Source organism: Amycolatopsis sp. NPDC023774, from assembly GCF_040639695.1.
In the GTDB taxonomy this organism is placed as follows: domain Bacteria; phylum Actinomycetota; class Actinomycetes; order Mycobacteriales; family Pseudonocardiaceae; genus Amycolatopsis.
The window spans coordinates 1-16,157 of record NZ_JBFAAJ010000043.1 but is presented as its reverse complement, the minus strand read 5'-3'; the positions used below and the strand labels follow the sequence as shown (position 1 = coordinate 16,157).

Genomic DNA, 16,157 nt, shown 5'->3' with positions numbered 1-16,157 from the left:
GCACGCGCACGGTCGCCTCTCGGCGAAAGGCACGACGCGGCTCCAGCCGAACGGTATTCCGCGAAGGCAAAGGTGTGAGCCCGGGGGACACGTTGGGCGCACCGACCAGCTTGTTCAACGGCGCACCCGCCGGAGGTATTCCGCCGGGCCGGTGACGCGAGTCGCCGATGGTTCCACGTGGAACCAGGCCCCGGAACCGCCGGATCCGGCGCTCAGCGCGTGCAGTAGCATCGTGGCGTACGGAAGCAAGCTGGAAAAGGGGTCTTCAGATGAAGAAGCTGTTGGCACTCGCAGTCGTCGCGGGCGGCGTCCTGTTCGTCGTCAAGCGCAACAAGGCTGCCAAGGCCGAGGCTGACCTCTGGCGCCAGGCGACCGCCCCCGCGGGCCCGGTCTCCGCGAACGGCAGCACCCCGGCCAAGGCCGCGGACGCTTCCCGCAACTGACTCACCGCGCGGGTGCCCACGGGCACTCGCGTCCGGGGCTGTAGCTCAATTGGTAGAGCACCGCCTTTGCAAGGCGGGGGTCAGGGGTTCGATTCCCCTCAGCTCCACAGGTTTGACCAGCGGTTTTATGGCTAGTGCCACGATCAAAGTTGATCTCTGTCAGTCATTGTGACGGCGAGTACTCTCAAGATCGTGGCGCGGAAGTCTGATCGCAAGCTCCGAGAGCGGGGCCATATCCGGCGACGAGGCAACTCGTTCCAGATCAGCGTCTATGCCGGGATCGACCCGCTCACGGGTAACCGGCTGTACCTCACCGACTCGACGACCGACGAGAAGGAAGCTGAGCGGATCAGGACCCGGCTGGTTGCCGAGGTGGACGAGGACCGGCACGCGCGGAGTAAGGGCACGCTGCGAGTCGCCATGGAGGACTGGCTGCGCTTGGCCGAACTCGGCGACGAGACCCGCGATGGCTACGAGATGTACGCCCGGCGATACATCTATCCTGCGTTTGGCGCCGAGCCTCTCGCCAAGATCAAGGTCAGGACACTCGAGCAGTTCTACGCCGACTTGCATCGGTGCCGGGTCCGCTGTGATGGCCGGCCATTCCTCGATCACAGGGTCGACGGCCCGTATGAATGCCGAACGGTGAAGCACAAGCGGCCACCGGGTCGCCCACCGACGGCTGGGTACCCACCACACGACTGCGTCGAAAAGGGCTGCAAGATCACGGAGTGCTTGCCGCACGTCTGTCACCCACTCGCCAAAGCGAGCGTACTCAAGATCCATTTCATGATCAGCGCACGTTTTCCGCGGCCATGCGGTGGGAGTGGGTGAAGACCAACCCGGCAGAGCTAGCCGTCAAGCCGAAGGCGCCGAGGCCAGACCCTGATCCGCCTACCCCGGAACAGGCCGCGCAGATCATCAACGCTGCATGGGAACAGGACGAGGTGTGGGGAACGCTCGTCTGGCTAGTCATGGTCACCGGCGTTCGGCGCGGCGAACTTGTCCGTCTTCGCTGGCGCGATGTCGAATTTACGAACCAGATACTGGCGGTGCACGAGACCAAGAGCGATCAGCCGCGGCGAATCTCGCTCGACGACGCGACGATCGACGTACTTCGCGACCTTCGGGCGCAGTACGAGGAGCGCATGCGCGAGCTCGGCGTCCGCGCGACTGATGAGGCGTACCTGTTCTCGTACGCACCGACGTTCGACAAACCATGCAACCGCTCTGCCATCACTCACCGCTACGGGCGTATGTGCGCATCGATCGGTATCGATAGCCACCTCCACGCACTGCGGCACTACGCGGCCACGGAGCTGATCCTCGCGGGGGTCGACCTTCGCACCGTCGCCGGTCGACTTGGCCACTCAAGCGGAGTCACCACCATGAGGGTGTACTCAGCGTGGAAGGCTGAGGCAGACAAGCGCGCGGCCAACATCCTCGGAAGTCGAATGAAGCGCCCTGGCCGAAATCCGGTCAGTCCGGAAGTCCTGCCAGATGGCGAGCGCGTGGCGGTGCCGAACGACGTTACGCGCGCCGTATGTTCTCGCTGGCCAGCTCGCGGAGAGCTGTGGGCTTCTGCTGCGGAACGAGAGTTCGCCGAACTGTGCCGCAGCTACGACGCTCAGCCGCAGAAGGTCTTGGCCGCCCGCTACGGGCTCGTTGTGGCGGTCAAGACACCCAACGGACCACTGATCATGAAGTCGATACCTGATCCTGTCGGCGCCCTCCAAGCTCGCGCAGCGCAACGGCTCGCAATGCTCGGTGTGGCGCCGGCTGTTCACCAGGTCGTTGAGTCCGCAGTCAGCACCTGGACGGTCATGGACCAGGTGCAGCCAGGGACGAGAGACATTCACTCTGCATCGGTCGACGAACTAGCCGACGTCCTTCGTCCACTTGCCGGGGCCCTGCATTCTCAGGAATTCCCACCGATCTCCATCTGGCTGCGCGAGCGTCTCCTCGGTGGTGACGCGATCGACCTACCACCAGGCTCCGAGGCGGCGAGCGACAAAGAACGCGAGCACGCCCTATTGATCCTCGATCAGCTCGTCCTCGACGAGTCGCGTTCCTTGTGCCACGGAGACCTTTCATTCGGGAACGTGCTTCGTAGCGAACAGGGGTTGCTGTTGATTGACCCTCGTGCAGTTTCTGGAGACCGCGAATACGACGCCGCTGTTCTTGCCCTCAAGGCTGACAGTCCGGTCGGCGAGTTGGCACGCCGACTTCAGGTCGACGTTGCTCGCGCCGAGGCGTGGGGAGTGGTCGCTGTCGCGGCTCGTGTCTGAATTAGACGGTGATGCACGATCTACATAGGCATGCGAACGTCCAACAAATCGCTCATGGCCTCGATGATCGCGTCGGCTCTCAGGCGCTCGAACCGTTCGCGCTTGCCGGCCTTGTTTGCGTAGCCGACGGCGACGGCTCCCGCCGCCTGAGCAGCTTCGATGTCAGTAGCGGAATCGCCAATCATGAGGCAATCAGCCACCTCACAGCCCAGTGCAGCCGCCGCGCGGCGGAGCAAATGCGGGTGCGGCTTGAGCAAGTTGGGGTCCGGATCGACCCTCGACGACACGGCGGCCACCAGGGATCCGAGACTGTGCAGCTTCAGGTAGGCGCGCACCGCGGTGTCGGAGTTGTTGCTCACGATAACCACCGGCCGGCTGAACTCGTTGAAACGTCGGAGTACTGCATCCGCGTCGGGAGTAGGCGCGGCTCGAAGTACCGCCATCTCCTCCAGCTGGGCCAGTTCCGCCTCTGCACTAACGAGCCTCGTCGGTTCGTGGCGGGCGACGTAACTGAGAAGATCGAATGGTTCCTGCGTCTCTGGCGCAGCATCGAGACTGAGACGAGCTCGTAGCTCATGGGCGACGGCAGCCGGGGCGAAGGTGCTGAAGACCGAACAAACGGGTCCGTCGAAGTCGAGTAGAACGCTCGACGTTCGCTTCAGCGCAGCAGCGAGCTGATCAGCGGTCATGGCATGTAGTCCCGGCCCACGGTGGTCCACAGGGACTCGAACCACATCCGTGACTGTCGAGTGAACTGCGACGCGAGGCTGTCCTCGTCACCGTCCGCTGAGTAGTGGAACAAGATCGCATCCTTGCCCATCAGGTCCCAGATCGCCGTCCGCTCACCGTCGAGCGTTACGTGGTGTTCCTGAACGGGGTAGTACCCGAAAAACGTCTCGTTGTCGTTGATCACGTACAGCTTGAACAGCGGCACGGCTGGATTGACTCGCACCTGCGCTTTAGCGTCCGGGACGAGGCCAAGGTCGGCGAGCTCGTTCACCGCGTCCACGATCGCGAGCGTGTGGCGCTCCATGATGCGGGTGGCCCGCGCCCTAAAAGCGGGACTGTCGGCAAGGTCTTCGACCTGGGCCGGCAGAGACCACGGCTGTCGCGGATCCGGTACTAGCAGTCGAATCGATAGCGAGTCGGGCCGGAGACGACCGTCACGGATCTTGTCCAGCGGCTCAGTGATGGCGCCGTGCAGCGTCTCACCGGAGAAGCCCGCGAAATCGACAGACACCTGGGGCTGCTCGAAGGCACGCTCAAGGTGAGACCGCAGATCCACCGCCCGCTGCGTGCGCTCGCGGACGTAGACACCGCTGCCCTGCCGGGACACGACCAGACCTTCGTCGCGCAGCAGCCGAATCGCCGTTTGCACCGTCATCCGGGCGACGCCGAACTGCTGTGACAGCTCTGGGCCGGAAGGTAGTTTCTCGCCCGGCTTGAACGTCTTCGTCAAGATCGCCGCGCGCAGTGCGTTCGCGACCTGCTGATATGGCGGTCGAGGGTCGTCCGGGTCGAGTTGCATTGCAAGCAGGGCACTTACGCCGGTGTCGGCGATCTGGTCCAGGCCCGCTACAACGGCTGGAACCTCGCCGGCGCTGACGGCCTCGGCGGTGTTGCCCGCACCGTGCCGAGGCGGGCGTCGACGACGGCGAGGTCTACACGCGATGAACGGTCAGCCTGGGATGTGGGCGGGGACGTCGATCGGAGGGGTTCCGCTGCGACGCCACGCCCACCCCAGGGTCACCACGATCGCCGCCAGCCAACCCGACCGCTCCTCCAGCCACGCCGGCACCGGACGGCGGAACAACAGCACCTCCGCCGCAAATGCCTCGGCCTCAATGGTCTCCTCGTGGGCCAAGCCGAACCGGTTCGTCACCGGAGCATCCGCCAGGTAAGTCCGGCCGTCCGCCGCGCGCACCGTCGCACAGGCGAGCCACCGGCAGGTCTGCACCACCCCGAACGCCGACCACGACTTCTCGCGGTCGTAGAGCTCCTCCGCGGCCAGCCACAGGCGCGCGAATTCGACCACCGGCACGTGCAGATTGCGCGGCGGGATCTTGTCGAAATCGCGACCGGTCAACTCCATACCTCGATGGTGACACGGGGGACCGACAAAAACACCAGCCCGAACGGGGGCCAGCACGCCCACGTCCGGTCGCCTCCACTGACACCGCCCTCTGCGGGTGGAACACGGTGCCGCGTAAGCGCGGTCTGTGTCTTTGAGCTTCGCAGCCCGGCTTAGCACGGCCCCCACTCACGATCAAGGGGCCCGAAAACTTTTGAATCCACAAAAAGCGCGTGGCTCCAAAACTTTTCGGCCTGATCCCTTGATCGCGAGCCTCTGGGGCCGCGCCAGGCGCCGAAAAGGGCGACGGCAACTGCCGACGCCCAGCCCTACGGGCAGCGAAGAAAACCACCCCAGCCCGGCACGACCCCGGTTCACGAACGGGAGACCCGAATGGCGCCGAACAAGAAGAAGCCGACCGACGACGAACTCGCCAGCCGGCACGGCATGACCGGAGAGCAGGGGCGCCACGCCAAGAGCCAGGTGTCCGCCGCGCGCGGGCGCGGCAAGCGCCCGACCGGCACCGCTGGCGCCGACACCAAGCTCACCGCCTGGGGCGACGTCGAGGGCCAGGAGCAGCTGTTCGCCTGCGAGCCGGACGGGGCCGCGTCGTGAGCGCGAGCCCCGCAGAAGTCGCGTTCCTTCACCGCTTGTCCGACTGACCGACAGGAGCACCGCCATGGACCTGACCACCGCCATCACCATCGCTACCGACTGGTACCGCGACGAGTACGCCAACCCCCACCTTAGCTACGCGGAAACCGTTCTTGAAACCCGCGAAGAGCTGCACGACGAGTTACAGCACGACGAGCCCAACCTCGGCGACGACGACGCGAACGCCGCGTACCTGGCGATCCTGCACGCCGACCGCGCCGACATGGCCGCCGCCCTCACCACCCTGATCGCGTCGACCACTGGTGAGGGTCCGCGGTGGCCGAGCGTGGACGGCGACTACGTGCCGGTGTCCAAGCCGATCCCAGCCCTGACGCCGTCGCCGGACGTCGAGCGCACGCTGGAGCAGGAGTTCGCCGCCGCGCTGGGCGAGATGTTCCCCCGCGACGTGCACGTGATTACCAGCGCCGACGCCTACGGAGCTCTCGAATACAAGGTGCTCGACCGCTGCCAGGAGACCGGCGAAACCCCGACCCAGGTCCTGGCCAGCGTCAGCGCCGGCGACCGCGCGTTCGTGTCGCGTGCCAACGACCCCGCCGCGTTCCTCGCCAGCCGCATCTACCTCTGACCCTAACCGGGAGACCAAACGACGATGCGCACCGACGACCCCCGCGAGCTGATCACCCGGTTCCGGCACGTCCAAGCGGCCCTGAGCGCCGGCGTGGCCATCCGACTGGGCCAGTGGGCCGGCCTCGGCGACTGGCGATCCCTCTCAGCCGAATCGCGTACCCAGGCCGGGATCCTCGCCCTCGCCGAGCTCGACAAGGTCCTCGAACACCTCGTCGCGCTGCGCCACCGTCTGGCCGCGCAGCTCGCGCCCTTCACGTTCCCGTCCGACGACCAACGCGAGGGGAGGTGAACGGGATGAACTGCGACCCCGCCAACGGCGACGGCCACTACTTCGTGAAGTCCAACGTGGACCCGACCGTCTGGGTCTGCTGCAAGACCGGATGCGGCGCCACGCGCTGATCACCGGTGGCGGTCGGGCCAGGGACTAGCTGGCCCGACCGGCCCCGACTCTACCCACGTCGGCCGCCGGCGGGCGACCACCGCCACTACACGAGCAACCACCCCTCGACACGAAGGACACCCGACATGGAACTCAACCCCGAGGCCCGAGAGCGGCTCGCAGCCGCCGGGATCAGCCCGACCGAATGGGCGCGCCGCAACTTCCAGACCGAACAGCGGTTCGGCGACGCCTGCGGCTGCTTTGACGACCGCTGCATCGGACACCACCACGACGTCGACGACGCCTGCGGTTGCCTGTCCGCCCTGCTGGAGCAGGAAGGCGAGCTTGTGATGTCTCACGCTGATCGGCCGCTAGTGGTGTGTCTCTGCGGCTCGACCCGCTTCATGGATGCCATCGCCCATGTCGCACAGCTCGAAACTCTCGCTGGGCGGATCGTGGTGCGTCCGGAGGTGGTTTCCTCCACCCGCTCGTCCGAGGGGGTCGTGCTTGACACGGAAGCGAAGACGGCGCTGGACCGGTTGCACCGGGCCAAGATCCGGCTCGCCGACGAGGTCGTGTTCGTCGCTCCTGGCGGCTACATGGGTCCCTCAACCCGGGCGGAACTCGCCTACGCGCTCGACCTCGGCAAGCCGATCCGCATGGTGCCCGACAGCATGGAGGACCGCTGATGTTCACCCTCTACGACGAGTTCGCCGGCTAGGGCGGGTCCTCCCACGGCGCCGCCGCCGTGCCCGGGGTCGAGTTGATGCTCGCGGCGAACCACAACCCGCTCGCGGTGGATGTGCACGGCATGAACTTCCCCGACGCCGACCACTACTGCGGCGACATCGCGAAAGCCGACATCGCCGGCTTTTCGACGGGTAGCTCGAGGCGGAGCTGCCCGCTGGGGTCGTAGATCGCGATCGCCGCGCGAGTGAGTTCAATTTCTCCTTGGTGCAGCAGCGTCAGCCCGTCGTGCGGCGCGGGCTCCTCGCCGCAGGTCACGGTCGCCGCCCCGCTCGCCGACTGCCGCACCGCGAGGTCACCGAATCGCGGCTGGCGTGCACGGCGTTTCCGCCCGGGACGCGAAGCTCGCCACCGAGCCTTTGGGAGCAGCGACGAGTATGTCGCGCTGTCCGAGGACCTATCAGAACTGGCCGGTGAAGCTGGCGGTCATGCCACCGTCGACGGTGATCGTCTGCCCGTTGAGGTAGCTCGCGAGGTCCGACAGCAGAAACAGGACCGGGCCGGCGATTTCGGATGCCGTGGCCGCGTGGCCGCGTGGGATGGTCGCGTTCACTGCGGTCCACTGGTCTTCGGTGAAGAGTTCGTCGAGACGAGGGGTGTGGGTGAATCCCGGGGCCACGGCGTTGACGCGGACGCCGCGTGGCGCGAGCTCGCGTCCGGCCGACTCAACCAGGCGGTGGAGCGCTGCCTTGGCTGCCCCGTAGAGGGCTTGGTTCGGCAGGTATTCCTGGCCGGACACCGAACCGATGAAGACCATGGACCCGCCGCCCGCTTCGGCGAGGGCTTGGCCTCCGGCTTGCAGGGCCAGGAAGGCGTGCCGGAGGACCACGTCGAATTGTTCGTCGTAGCGGTCATCGTCGTAGGTCAGCACGGGGCCCGGCAGGACCCTGCCGACGATGTCGACGAGTCCGCTGATCGGGCCGATCTTGGCGGCCTCGGCGAAGATGCGTGCGATGTCGTCGCGGCGAGTGACGTCGCCGGTGACGGCGTGGCCGCCGATTTCCTTCGCCACGATCTCGACGGGTTCGGCGCGCCGGCCGACGCAGACCACTGTGGCTCCCGCCTGGGCCAGCGCGTGGCTGGTCTGGCGGCCGATTCCGGCGCCCGCGCCCAGTACGACGACAACACGTCCGTCGAGTCGAAGCTGATCGAGGTAGTCCGGCACCGCCTCGGCGCGGCTCACTGTTCAGTTCCGCGCTGCGGGAGGCTGAGCGTCGAGGTCATGGCGTCTCCTTGGAGCGCGAGTCCGTACTGAAGTGGTTCTCAGGTTGCTCGCGTGCGGCACGCGTGCGCTATTCGTAGTGACGCACAACATGTCCGGGTGCACAGCCTTGATGGCACTGCGGGCAAGTGGGTCCGTTGTCACACACAACCTCCGGACAGAGCCGTGTAGGGTCGAGACCAGAGGAAGATCAATTGGCAGCAGCGCTGTGGCTGTATCCGCGGGTCAGGTGGCGTGCGCGTCGTGCCCATCGGATGTCGGCAGCAGTACCCACTTTGTTCCGCGTTGAGTACTGAGCGGGGAGCGAAGCTTTGCACGTTCTAGTTGTGACGGTCAGCGCGATGGGCCACATCGAGCCACTTCGGGGCGTTCTTCACGAGTTGGTCTTGCGGGGTCATCGGGTGAGCTGCCCGGTCACTGCGGAGTTCGCCGAGCTGATCGCCTCGACCGGCGCGACGCCAGTGATCCGTGACCAGCCAAAGACCGTGATGCCGGCCGCGGACGGCGAACCGGTCGATCTTGCGACGTTCGTCTTCGGCATGAATTTTGCTTACGCCCAGCGCACGTTGCCGCAATTGGAAGACGCGTTCACCGATGATCGTCCTGATGTCGTCGTGTACGAGGCGACTGCATACGCGGGGTATGCCCTGGCATTGCGCTGGGGTTTGCCTGCGGTGAAGTTGGCGGCGGCCCGGGTGAGCACGGTTGATGATCAGCGGCCGACGGAGTGGCTGCCGGTGATGGCGGAGACTCCGGATGCGGCGGAGATCCGCGCGAGATTCGCCGACTGGCTGGGAGCACAGGGAATCTCGTTGTCGGTTGTGGAGTTTCTGCGCCGGCCGTCGCGGTGTCTGGTGCTCATACCGCGGCTACTGCAACCGCACCCCGAGCGTTTCGATCCGTCGGTGTACACGTTCGTCGGGCCGTGCCTCGACAGGCGGCCCGAGCAGCAACCGTGGCCTGCACCCGAGCGGCCGTTGGTGCTGGTGTCGTTGGGTACGGCGTTCACCGATTCCATCGGCTTCTTCCGCGATTGCATCGCTGCCTTGAGCGGGCAGGGGTGGCACCTGGTCCTCTCGGTGGGCACCCGACACATCGACCCGGAGGACCTGGGACCGCTGCCATCCGATGTCGAGGTGCACCGGCGGGTGCCTCAGCGGTCGGTGCTGCGTCACGCGTCTGTGTTCGTGACTCATGCCGGAGCTGGTGGCGCGTCGGAGGCGTTGGCGTTCGGGGTGCCGATGGTCGCGGTGCCGCAGGCCATCGACCAGTTCGACAACGCGGTCATGCTCGCCGAAGCGGGTGTCGCAACCGTGTTCGAGCCCGGTCAAATAACACTCGCCGCGCTGCGGAATGCCGTACGCGAATCCATGACTTCCGCGACGGTGGCACAGGCATGCCGCGCCGCGGCCGAGGCAGTACCGGCGGACGGCGCCGCCACGGCGGTCGACGCCATCGAGGCAGTCGTCGCCGAATCGGTGCGGCGGGCGTCCTGAGCCGCGCATAAGGTGGTTGTTGACAGTGGATGAGATTCTGCCGGTGTCACCCGCGCAGCGGGAGATGTGGATGATGGCCCGCCTGGCCCCCGCGTCATCAGCGTGCCGGCTCGGCGAGTACGTCGAGATTCACGGACAGATCGACCCGGCTGTGTTCGAGCGTGCCCTCCGCCAGGTGGTGGACGAATCGTCGGCACTGCGCGCGCGATTCATCGAGCAGCACGGCGAGATCCTGCAGGTCATCAGTTCCACGGTGGACTGGACGTTCCCGGTTGTGGATGTCCGCACCGAGGATGACCCGCTCGCCGCAGCCGAACGATGGATACGCGCCGACCTGCGCGACCCGATGTGTCCTGATTCTGGTCCGCTGTTCACCTTTGCTCTGTTTATGCTGGATGTGGACCGGTTTGCTTGGTACTTCGGTTTTCACCACATCATCACCGATGGGGCCTCGATGCGCCTTGTCGTGGCGCGGGTGGCCGCGATATACGACGCTCTGATCGCGGATGTCCAGGCAGAGCCCACACCGTTCGCCCCGTTGCGGGACATCGTCCAGGCCGAGCAGTCCTATCAATCCTCCAAACAATTCAGCGCCGATAAGGAGTACTGGACCGGCCAGCTGGAGGAGCCTCCCGAACCCAGCCGGCTCAGCGGCCGTCGGCCAACGCGTCCCGCAGACGAGATCGTCTGGTCAGCCAAGCATGTGCCCGCCGGTGACCTCGACGCGATGCGCGACCTGGCAGGACAGGTGGGCTCGCGGTCGCGGTCCCTGGTCCCCGTTGCCGCAGCTGCAGCGTTCCTGCACTGCATGACGGGTCAGACCGACATCGTCCTGGGCTACCCGGTCGCCGCTCGCCCGACCGAGCTACAGGCGTCCGGCTGCGGGCTCATGTCCAACGTCCTGCCGCTCCGGCTGCGGGTCCACGCAGACACGACGGTCGGGGAGCTGCTGGAGAGCGCCCGCTCGCAGATTCGTGGAGCCCTGGCCCACCAGCGCTACCGTGGTTCACAGCTGTGCCAGGATCTCGGGGTCCGCAGTGGCCTTGCCGGGCTGATGAGCATGACCGTGAATCTGCAGAGCTTCGACCACGCCTTCACGATCGGCGGTCACCGGGTCACCTGGCGCACGATGACCACCAACCCGGTCCACGACCTGACGCTCTTCCTCGACGACGGACCTGGATCACGCGGTCTGCGCTCCTATCTGCAGGGCAATGACGAGCTGTACGACGCCGAAGACGTCGCCGCGCACCACACCCGCTTCCTGCGGCTCCTCGGCGAGCTCGCCGCCTCCACCGTGGACCGGCCCGTTGGCTCCTTCGATCTTGTGGATTCGCGCGAGCGACAACGGTTACTGACGAACTGGGGCCGCGGTGCCGACACCCTGACCGGACCGCGCACGATCACCGGCCTCTTCGCCACACAGGTCTCCGCTGCCCCGGACGCCATCGCGGTCGTCACCGCCGACCGATCATGGACCTACCGGGAGGTCGACGAGGCAAGCGACCGGTTCGCGGCACACCTCGTCGCGCGGCACCGCGATGCGCCACGTCGGATCGCACTGGCGCTGCCACGCGGAATTGATCTGGTCTTCGCGATCTTGGCGGTGCTCAAGAGCGGCGCGGCCTACCTGTTGCTCGATACCACTCAGCCCGCGGAGCGTATCCGGTTCCTCCTGCAGGACGCCCGGCCCGACCTGCTGCTCACGACTGCCGAGTTCGATCCCACCAGCCACGGCGAACTCGAGGTCCCGTCCACGACCGCTGTGCTGCGCGTGGAGGACTTGTCCGCGAAACCGCCCCCGCAGCAGATCCAGCCAGGTCGTGACCCCGACGACGCCGCCTGTGTGATCTACACGTCCGGATCGACCGGTCGCCCCAAGGGCATCGTCCTGACACACCGCAACCTGGCCGAGATGGTCCTCGACCCGCGTCTGATCCACGGCGCCCATGATCGTGTCCTGGTGCACTCGCCGATGACCTTCGACGCGTTCAGCCACGAGCTGTGGACACCGCTGCTCAGCGGTCGCACCGCCGTGTTTGCCCCTGCCGGGCGACTCGACATTACCGACATAGCCACACTGATCAACCGGCACGGAATCACCAGCCTGTTCGTCACAGCGGCACTGTTCGCCGTGATCGCCGACGAAATGCCGCAGAGTCTCGCGCCCCTTGAAGAAGTCTGGACCGGCGGGGAGGCCGTGTCCGTCGACGCGGTCAGGCGGGTCCGTGAGATGTGTCCGGACCTCGACATCATCAACGCATACGGCCCGGCTGAGAACACCACGTTCGCCACCGTCCATGCCGTCACCCAAGTCTCGCCGAACCAAACCACCGTCCCCATCGGACGACCTGTCGCCGGGACGCAGATATACGTTCTCGACGAACGGCTTCGCCCGGTGCCGGTAGGAGTGGCGGGCGAGCTCTGCGTCGCCGGCAGCGGGTTGGCCCGGGGTTACCTCGACCAGCCGGACTTGACCGCACAGCGGTTCGTGCCCGACCCCTACGGAGCCGGCGGGGAGCGGATGTACCGCACGGGCGACCGGGCTCGCTGGAACCGCCAGGGCGAGCTGGAGTTCCTCGGACGCGTGGATGACCAGGTCAAGATCCGCGGGTTCCGAGTCGAGCCTGGCGAGATCCAGACGGTGCTCGTCCAGCACTCCGACGTCACGGCCGCCGCTGTGGTCGCACGCCCTGATCCCGCAGGCACCAACCATCTCGTGGCCTACGTCAGCCCCGGCCCGGGCAACCCGGAACTACTGCGCGCCTTCCTGTCTACGCGGCTTCCCGACCACATGATCCCCACCGCCATCATCTGCCTCGACACGCTCCCCCTGACCGCGAACGGGAAGGTCGACCACAACACGCTTCCCTCGCCGAGCTTCGAGTCCGCAGTCAAGTCCCGGCAGCCAGGTACACCGATGGAGAAGTCGATCGCAGCACTGTTCACCGAAGTCCTCGCCGTCGACGAGGTCGGTGCTGATGACGACTTCTTCCACCGCGGTGGACACTCTCTGCTCGCCACCCGTCTCGCCGCCCGCGCCCGTGCCGTCCTCGGCGTCACCCTTGACGTCCGGCAGGTGTTCGCAAACCCTACCGTCGCGGGGCTGGCCGCTCACCTGGCTGCCGAGGTCCCACGGCCTGTCACACCGCGTGGCCGCGACGACGCCGAGCGCCTGGTCCTGCGCGTCGCCTCCGAGGTATTGGGAACCGACACGGGTCTCGACACCGACCTCGCCGCCGCCCCGCCCGCAGACATCGCGCGGATCCTCGAGGTCATCACCCCCGAAGTCAGTCGGCCGATCACGGCGCTTGACCTGCGCGTCCACCCCACCGTCGAGCAGTTCGCCGAAATCGTCCGGGACCGCCAGCGCAATCCGTCCGGCGGACTCGTGCGCCGCCTGAAAGCGAGCGGGTCCGCGCGTCCGCTGTACCTGATGCACCCCGCCGGAGGTAACTCGGCGGTCTATGCGCCGATCGCCCGGAAACTCGAGCCCCACCGCCCTTGCTACGGCCTGGAACGCGTCGAAGACGCATTCGACATCCCCACCCGGGCAAGTCGATACGCCCAGCTCCTGTCCACACCGGCGGTTCTCGGTGGCTGGTCAGCCGGAGGGCTGGCCGCGTTCGAAACGGCTCACCGACTGACCTCAGACGGCGCCGCGCCCGCCCCGGTCGTCCTGCTCGACACAACACTTCCCCCCTGGCATCGGTCCGAAAAGACCCGCCGGGAGGTCGCCGCGAACGCATTGGGCACCGTCGCCGACTACGTCGGCAGCCTCCACGGCCGCTCGGTCAACCTCGACCTCGATCTTCTCGCCGCAAGCGACGGCCCCCACCAGATCGCCCTCTTCACGGAGGCGGTCAAGAGGTCCGGGATCAGTGACAGCGTCAGCCCAGGACTCCTGCACAGCCATCTCACCCTCGCCGAAGACACCGCGGCCCTGATCCACTACCAGCCGCCCCAGCAGCCCTACCTCGGGCCGGTCGTGCTGTTCCGGGCCACCAACCGGCGCCCCTGGCTGACCCCCCAGCCCGACGACCAACCGGACGACCCCGCCCTCGGCTGGGGCGACCACTGCCCCGACCTCACGATCATCCCCATCCCCGGACGCCACCACGACATCGTGGAGCCAGAAGGCGCCGCGCTCATCGCCGACCATCTACGCCGCCTGCTCAACGCGTAGTCAGCGACCAAACCCGACGATGCTGGAAGGAGATTTGAGTGAAAATCGGCATCGGGCTTCCCAACCAGGTGCGAAACGTCCGCCCCGAGACGATTCCACGATGGGCAGCGAAGGCCGAGGAGGCCGGTTTCTCCACCCTCGGCACCATCGGCCGGTACGCCTATCCAGGCGTAAGCGATACCGTCACGCTCGCCGCCGCAGCAGGCGCAACCAGCACTATCGGGCTGCTCAGCCACGTGCTGCTCGCCCCCACCTGGCCGGCACCACTACTGGCCAAAGAATTGGCCGGCATCGACGGCGTCTCCGGACACAGGCTCACACTCGGCCTCGGCGTCGGGCGGCGACCGGACGACTTCCCGGTCGAAGGACGCGGCGTGCAGGGCCGCGGCAAACGAATGGACCACGACCTCGAGATCTACCGCAGGATCTGGAGGGGAGAGCCCGTCGGCGACGGGACGAACCCCGCCGTTCCTGCCGGCACCCGGGAAATACCGCTGCTCTTCGGCGGCTTCAGCCCCACAGCACTCGCACGCATGGCCCGGGAAGGTGCCGGCTACATCGCCGCCTCCGGCCCGGTGTCTCTTGTCGGCCCGTCCATCGAAGCCGCCAAGAGAGCATGGAAGCACGCAGGCCGCACCGGCAACCCAAAAATCGTCGTGATCGGCTACTTCGCCCTCGGCAACGAGGACCAAGGGCGCGCGCAGGTCAAGGACTACTACAGCTTCCAGGGCGAGGAAGGTGCCACGCAGATGGCAGCCGGCGTCAGCGGCTCGCCGGAAGCACTGAAGCAAACTATTCACAGCTATGCAGATGTTGGCATTGACGAGTTCATCCTGGTTGCCACAACCGACGACATCGACGAGATCGCTCGCGCGGCCGAGAGCGTGCTCTGACCCGTCCTGAACATGCAGGCCAGCATCTGCCTGGTCCGGCGGATAGACCGGGCGGCGACGACACGCACGCCGGTGGTGAGTACGGCCTCCACCACGGCTCTAACCGCGGCCGAGAAGAAGCACACACACCGCAGCTGCGAAACCGTCGCGTTGAACCGAATCCCGGCACGGTCCGTGAGGCGGTGATGAACCGGGTGGAACGACCCGGCACCTGAAGAAGGGTTCCCCATGCGCGTCACCACTGTGGCCACCGTCGTCTCCTTTGCCGCGCTCGCCGTACTCCTCACCGCGTGCAGCGGCGCGCCGAGGGCGCGATCCGCACACGTGAACAGCTGCGCGCGACGCTGCGCAAGGTCCGCACGGTCGATCACGACCTGACCGGCGCGTGGGGAGATCCCGACATCGTCGAGTAGGTCAGCCAGGCCGGCGTGCCGGTGACGATGCCCGCCGTGCACCGATCGGCCAGCGCCGAGTTCAAGCAGGTCTGGTACCGCAAACGGGCCGGCGCCCCGCTCAAGCAGACCCGCGACATCTCCCTGGGCGGCTGGGTGCCGGCCGACGCCGAGGACGACGTCGACACTCACGGCGCACAACGAACGCCTCGAACCTCTCAGCATGCACTTTCCGGACCGTGGGCTCGACGGGCATCAGAGTGCGACCAACGGCAGCACGTGGAAGACGACGGCTGAGCGATCACCAGCCATGCCGACGAGCCCGGATGCAGCCGGCACATCGACGACGACCAAGGCTACGCCACACCGAGTCTAAGTTGATCAATGACGGTCATGATGACTGCGAAACGACGTCTGCACCATCCACGCGAGGCAGCGGAGACAACAGCAAAGTCACTCTGACCAGCAGTGGACGCCGGAGATGGTGTTGACCAGCGCTTTTGCAAGGCGGGGGTCAGGGGTTCGATTCCCCTCAGCTCCACTCTTCTGACCAGGAGTTTCTCTGAAGTACCTGCCCTCATAGTTGATCAATGGGAGCCATAGTGGGTGCAGTTACGATCAACTCATGGTCAACAAGGCGACCGATGGTGCGCGACAACACGGCCAGATCGAGCGTCGCGGCAACTAGCTTCGTGTGAAGGTCTGATGCGCCCCGGGTCTGGTGCAGGCTCTGATCCCATGGAGGATGCGGAGCATGGCGGCACCGAAGAAGTACAGCGACGAGCTGCGTGAGCGGGC

General features: G+C 66.5%; 17 protein-coding genes and 1 tRNA gene. 13 read left to right on the top strand and 5 right to left on the bottom strand.

The genetic code is table 11. The features are described from left to right. Positions 1–269: 269 nt before the first annotated feature. From AB0F91_RS42625 to AB0F91_RS42610, 4 genes are all read left to right on the top strand, one after another. Positions 270–443 carry a DLW-39 family protein gene (locus AB0F91_RS42625; RefSeq protein WP_360607457.1) on the top strand — a complete coding sequence of 58 codons (174 nt, stop codon included), beginning with the start codon at positions 270–272 and terminating at the stop codon, positions 441–443. A gap of 34 nt (positions 444–477) precedes the next feature. Then, positions 478–550 (top strand) — tRNA-Ala (locus tag AB0F91_RS42620). Positions 551–635: 85 nt separating this feature from the next. Continuing rightward, the gene (locus AB0F91_RS42615; protein WP_360607455.1) at positions 636–1,277 is read left to right on the top strand and encodes a hypothetical protein; all 642 of its coding nucleotides are present in this window, start codon (positions 636–638) and stop codon (positions 1,275–1,277) included. Then, entirely contained in the window at positions 1,274–2,731 is a 1,458-nt protein-coding gene (locus AB0F91_RS42610; protein ID WP_360607453.1) for a tyrosine-type recombinase/integrase, read from the top strand. The genes AB0F91_RS42615 and AB0F91_RS42610 overlap by 4 nt, the downstream gene beginning before the upstream one ends. A gap of 20 nt (positions 2,732–2,751) precedes the next feature. Here AB0F91_RS42610 and AB0F91_RS42605 read toward each other — a convergent pair whose 3' ends face one another. The 3 genes from AB0F91_RS42605 to AB0F91_RS42595 all read right to left on the bottom strand — a co-directional run bounded on the left by AB0F91_RS42605 (position 2,752) and on the right by AB0F91_RS42595 (position 4,823). Further along, entirely contained in the window at positions 2,752–3,420 is a 669-nt protein-coding gene (locus AB0F91_RS42605; protein ID WP_360607451.1) for an HAD-IA family hydrolase, read from the bottom strand. Further along, entirely contained in the window at positions 3,417–4,259 is an 843-nt protein-coding gene (locus tag AB0F91_RS42600) for a winged helix-turn-helix domain-containing protein (RefSeq protein ID WP_360607449.1), read from the bottom strand. Before AB0F91_RS42600 ends, AB0F91_RS42605 begins: the two co-directional genes overlap by 4 nt. A 150-nt stretch (positions 4,260–4,409) precedes the next feature. Continuing rightward, positions 4,410–4,823, bottom strand: coding sequence for a hypothetical protein (locus AB0F91_RS42595; RefSeq protein WP_360607447.1), 414 nt, complete (start codon positions 4,821–4,823; stop codon positions 4,410–4,412). A gap of 372 nt (positions 4,824–5,195) precedes the next feature. Between AB0F91_RS42595 and AB0F91_RS42590 the strand changes: the two genes are divergently transcribed. From AB0F91_RS42590 to AB0F91_RS42570, 5 genes are all read left to right on the top strand, one after another. Further along, entirely contained in the window at positions 5,196–5,417 is a 222-nt protein-coding gene (locus AB0F91_RS42590; RefSeq protein WP_360607446.1) for a hypothetical protein, read from the top strand. 64 nt (positions 5,418–5,481) lie between these two features. After that, a complete protein-coding gene (locus AB0F91_RS42585) occupies positions 5,482–6,042 on the top strand; it encodes a hypothetical protein (protein ID WP_360607444.1) in 561 nt (186 codons plus the stop codon). Between the two features lie 24 nt (positions 6,043–6,066). Next, entirely contained in the window at positions 6,067–6,333 is a 267-nt protein-coding gene (locus AB0F91_RS42580) for a hypothetical protein (protein ID WP_360607443.1), read from the top strand. A 236-nt stretch (positions 6,334–6,569) separates the two neighbouring features. Beyond that, a complete protein-coding gene (locus AB0F91_RS42575) occupies positions 6,570–7,112 on the top strand; it encodes a hypothetical protein (RefSeq protein ID WP_360607441.1) in 543 nt (180 codons plus the stop codon). A gap of 59 nt (positions 7,113–7,171) precedes the next feature. Then, positions 7,172–7,339, top strand: coding sequence for a hypothetical protein (locus tag AB0F91_RS42570; protein WP_360607439.1), 168 nt, complete (start codon positions 7,172–7,174; stop codon positions 7,337–7,339). A gap of 231 nt (positions 7,340–7,570) precedes the next feature. On the opposite strand, the gene AB0F91_RS42565 is transcribed toward AB0F91_RS42570, so the two are convergent. Then, entirely contained in the window at positions 7,571–8,353 is a 783-nt protein-coding gene (locus AB0F91_RS42565; RefSeq protein ID WP_360607437.1) for an SDR family oxidoreductase, read from the bottom strand. Positions 8,354–8,733: 380 nt separating this feature from the next. Between AB0F91_RS42565 and AB0F91_RS42560 the strand changes: the two genes are divergently transcribed. From AB0F91_RS42560 to AB0F91_RS42545, 4 genes are all read left to right on the top strand, one after another. Further along, complete coding sequence (locus AB0F91_RS42560) at positions 8,734–9,888, top strand: macrolide family glycosyltransferase (RefSeq protein ID WP_360607435.1); 1,155 nt, start codon at positions 8,734–8,736, stop codon at positions 9,886–9,888. A 25-nt stretch (positions 9,889–9,913) separates the two neighbouring features. Continuing rightward, complete coding sequence (locus AB0F91_RS42555) at positions 9,914–14,074, top strand: amino acid adenylation domain-containing protein (protein WP_360607433.1); 4,161 nt, start codon at positions 9,914–9,916, stop codon at positions 14,072–14,074. Positions 14,075–14,112: 38 nt separating this feature from the next. Beyond that, the gene (locus AB0F91_RS42550; RefSeq protein ID WP_360607431.1) at positions 14,113–14,967 is read left to right on the top strand and encodes an LLM class flavin-dependent oxidoreductase; all 855 of its coding nucleotides are present in this window, start codon (positions 14,113–14,115) and stop codon (positions 14,965–14,967) included. Positions 14,968–15,257: 290 nt separating this feature from the next. Beyond that, a complete protein-coding gene (locus AB0F91_RS42545; RefSeq protein WP_360607429.1) occupies positions 15,258–15,380 on the top strand; it encodes a hypothetical protein in 123 nt (40 codons plus the stop codon). A 556-nt stretch (positions 15,381–15,936) separates the two neighbouring features. Here the strand turns inward: AB0F91_RS42545 and AB0F91_RS42540 are convergent. Beyond that, the coding region (locus AB0F91_RS42540) for a hypothetical protein (protein ID WP_360607427.1) at positions 15,937–16,157 on the bottom strand (221 nt) is incomplete at its 5' end.

Excerpts from the sequence above, each read along its gene's own strand:
- AB0F91_RS42595 (WP_360607447.1), bottom strand. The coding sequence starts at position 4,823 with ATGGAGTTGACCGGTCGCGATTTCGACAAGATCCCGCCGCGCAATCTG.
- AB0F91_RS42580 (WP_360607443.1), top strand. The coding sequence starts at position 6,067 with ATGCGCACCGACGACCCCCGCGAGCTGATCACCCGGTTCCGGCACGTC.
- AB0F91_RS42605 (WP_360607451.1), bottom strand. The coding sequence starts at position 3,420 with ATGACCGCTGATCAGCTCGCTGCTGCGCTGAAGCGAACGTCGAGCGTT.
- AB0F91_RS42590 (WP_360607446.1), top strand. The coding sequence starts at position 5,196 with ATGGCGCCGAACAAGAAGAAGCCGACCGACGACGAACTCGCCAGCCGG.
- AB0F91_RS42585 (WP_360607444.1), top strand. The coding sequence starts at position 5,482 with ATGGACCTGACCACCGCCATCACCATCGCTACCGACTGGTACCGCGAC.
- AB0F91_RS42560 (WP_360607435.1), top strand. The coding sequence starts at position 8,734 with ATGGGCCACATCGAGCCACTTCGGGGCGTTCTTCACGAGTTGGTCTTG.
- AB0F91_RS42625 (WP_360607457.1), top strand. The coding sequence starts at position 270 with ATGAAGAAGCTGTTGGCACTCGCAGTCGTCGCGGGCGGCGTCCTGTTC.
- AB0F91_RS42575 (WP_360607441.1), top strand. The coding sequence starts at position 6,570 with ATGGAACTCAACCCCGAGGCCCGAGAGCGGCTCGCAGCCGCCGGGATC.
- AB0F91_RS42600 (WP_360607449.1), bottom strand. The coding sequence starts at position 4,259 with ATGCAACTCGACCCGGACGACCCTCGACCGCCATATCAGCAGGTCGCG.